Here is a 2699-nt window from a genome sequence, read left to right on the forward strand (position 1 = left end):
CTAGTACTCCAGTGCGACTTCGTGATCTAGGTAGCTAGTCGCTCTTCGCCCTGCGGGACGCCGACAGCCACGCCGAGGGCTGTTCCCGCACTTCGGCCTCCTGCACGACGACTACACGCCCAAGCAGGCCTTTCGAACGTACCGCGACCTCATCGAGGAGCTGCACGTCGGTGACCGGCCGTCAGGTTGCGATGACTGGGGATCAAGTGACTGTGGTGGAAGGGTGTTGGAGAACGGGAGGTTCGGCAGGTCGGGCGGGATGGGCGTAGCTGGGTGATCTTGGGCGCTGTTATCGTGCGTGCGACACCTGCCGGTACGGATGTTCGAACGGAGAGACATGCGCAAGTCGAAGCGGATAGCGGCGCTCGCCCTCAGTGTGCTGGGCATGACGACGGGAATGCTGGTCGCGGCTGCTCCGGCGGAGGCGGCGTCGACGCCCAGCGGAGCCTGCAACAGCGTCGGTAGCGGGTACTACCTGATCGACCAGCACGCGATCGGCACGGTCGCCGACGTCTACCTGTTCTACAACGGCTCCAGCAACTGCGCCGTCACCTGGAAGCGCAGCCCGAACGGGACCACCCGGTACGACCTGAGGGTGAACATCGAGCGGCAGAGCGACCTGAAGGACGCTCCGGACGCGGGCTTCTACCTGTACTACGCCGGCCCGGTGACCCTGAGCGCCAAGGGCACGTGCATCTCGTGGGGCGGCGAAGCGCAGGGCGTCCGCTGGTACTCCGGCTGGACCCACTGCGGCTGATCGCCGCACCCAACACGGGCCCCGGCAGCGCATGACGCGGCCGGGGCCCGGCCACGTCGGCCCTCCGGCCGCGCCGATGCGCCGGTCGCCCCGTCGCATCGGACCCGCCGGTCGGCCACTGTACGGTCGGACGGCACGGGGCCCGACCCCACCGGCGGCGCACCGACGTTCGAGCAGGCAGGAAGACTGGCACGTGGACGCACAGCTCACCGTCGACTGGTCCGAGGCGACCTAGTACTCCAGTGCGACTCCGCGATCTACGTGCTTGCGGGGACGGAGAGCCGCCGCCGGTAATGGCTGCGACGTGCCGAAGCTTGGTGGCTTCTGCGCCAGTTCGACCAGTGCAGGAGCGCGCTCAGGGACCTGGCCGGTGGGCTGAACAGTGTGCCGATCAGGCGGCGGATCTCCGGGACGGTCAGGTCGACCGGCTCGCCGCTTCGGGCGGGGCAGTTCGGATCCGCAGGTCTGGTGGGCCGCGCGTCGTCTGCGGCGACGGCCAGGAACGCGAGGGCGAGCATGGCCAGGGTGGCGTGCCGGTGCCATGCGGTCCAGTTCCGGACCTGGTAGTGGTCCAGGCCGACCTGGCCCTTGGCGGCCTGGAAGCATTCTTCGATGCACCAGCGGGTGCCGGCGACGCGCACGAGCTCGGACAGCGGCACGATCCGGGGTGACCAGCACAGGTAGAAGGCGAGTTCGCCGGTGGTGGGGTTGCGGCGGATCAGTAGGTGGCGGTGGTCGCCGGTGCCGATGTGTACCCAGGCCCAGTCGTAGTAGCGGGGCCCCTTCGCCCCGGGACCGGCGCTCTGCCGGTGCCAGGCTGAGTCGGGCAGACGGCCGACGACCTGGTCCGTGCGGATCGCGGTGCGTCCTTGGTTGATCCGCACCCTGGTCGCGCAGGAGACTGCCAGAACGTAGCCGATCCCACGGTCCTCCAGTCCGGCCCGCAGGCCGGGGTCCTGGCCGTAGGCCTCATCGCCGGTCACCCACGACGTGCTGATCCCGGCGTCCAGCGCCGCCGCGATCATCTGCAGGGCGAGGCGGGGTTTGGTCGTGAAGACGATGTCGTCGGGCACTCCGGCCTTGCGGCGTCGTTCAGCGTCCTGGCACCAGGTGTGTTCGGGCAGGTAGAGCCGGCGGTCGATCAACGCTCGTCCCTTGCTGGAGGCGTAGGCGAGGAAGACGCCGACCTGGCTGTTCTCGATCCGTCCGGCGGTTCCGGTGTACTGCCGCTGGACGCCCGCCGAACCGTGGCCCTTCTTCAGGAATCCGGTTTCGTCCACGATCAGAACCCCGTCGTCGGTGCCGAGGTGGTCCAGGACGTAGCGGCGGACCTCGTCGCGCATCTCGGCCACATCCCAGCGGGCAGTCCGCAGCAGCCGCTGCATCGGCCCGGGACGGGCATGGCCTGCGTGCTCCGCGAGCTGCCAGCAGTTCTTGCGCTCGGCCCCGGACAGCAACCCGAGGAGATAGGCGCGGGCGGTGGAGCGAGGTTCCACCCGCCCGAACAGGCCCGCGATCCGGGCGATGGCCTGGTCGAACAACGCCCGCCATCGGGCAGGGTCTACGCTATGGCCCGCGGCTACCGCACGATCTTCAAGAGTCGACACAACCCTTGATCATCTCGCGGTGGCCGCACGCGTCAGGCGTCGTAGTATTCGCCGTCGTCGCCCTGGACCCGCGCGTCCAGCACCTTCGCCAACTGGCACATCGTCGCGATCACCGCGTCGCTCGGGTTCTTGGACACGATCCGGCCGGCGGTCCACCACAGCGGGGCCATCGCGAGGCCGGAATCGGCAGCGACGACCGCTTGCCATTCCGCCCTGCTGATGTCCTGGCCTTCTTCATCCCACCAGTTCTCGCGCCGAGTGATGTGCACGTCGTAGCCCATGGTCAGCCAGGGTAGACCGGGAGACCGACATGGTCGCGAAGTCGCACTGGAGTA

At 68.7% G+C, this 2699-nt stretch carries 3 protein-coding genes; 1 reads left to right on the top strand and 2 read right to left on the bottom strand.

The features are described from left to right. Positions 1-337: 337 nt before the first annotated feature. The gene (locus IEZ12_RS37195) at positions 338-757 is read left to right on the top strand and encodes a hypothetical protein (RefSeq protein ID WP_189278844.1); all 420 of its coding nucleotides are present in this window, start codon (positions 338-340) and stop codon (positions 755-757) included. 257 nt (positions 758-1014) lie between these two features. On the opposite strand, the gene IEZ12_RS37200 is transcribed toward IEZ12_RS37195, so the two are convergent. Beyond that, positions 1015-2283, bottom strand: a complete 1269-nt coding sequence (locus IEZ12_RS37200; RefSeq protein ID WP_189278847.1) for an IS701 family transposase — start codon at positions 2281-2283, stop codon at positions 1015-1017. 113 nt (positions 2284-2396) lie between these two features. Beyond that, positions 2397-2645, bottom strand: a complete 249-nt coding sequence (locus tag IEZ12_RS37205; RefSeq protein WP_189278846.1) for a hypothetical protein — start codon at positions 2643-2645, stop codon at positions 2397-2399. Between the last annotated feature and the right edge of the window lie 54 nt (positions 2646-2699).

The organism is Kitasatospora griseola (genome assembly GCF_014648555.1).
GTDB lineage: Bacteria > Actinomycetota > Actinomycetes > Streptomycetales > Streptomycetaceae > Kitasatospora > Kitasatospora griseola.

Bases quoted from the DNA above. Each gene is read 5' to 3' on its own strand.
- IEZ12_RS37195 (WP_189278844.1), top strand. From the start codon at position 338: ATGCGCAAGTCGAAGCGGATAGCGGCGCTCGCCCTCAGTGTGCTGGGC.
- IEZ12_RS37205 (WP_189278846.1), bottom strand. From the start codon at position 2,645: ATGGGCTACGACGTGCACATCACTCGGCGCGAGAACTGGTGGGATGAA.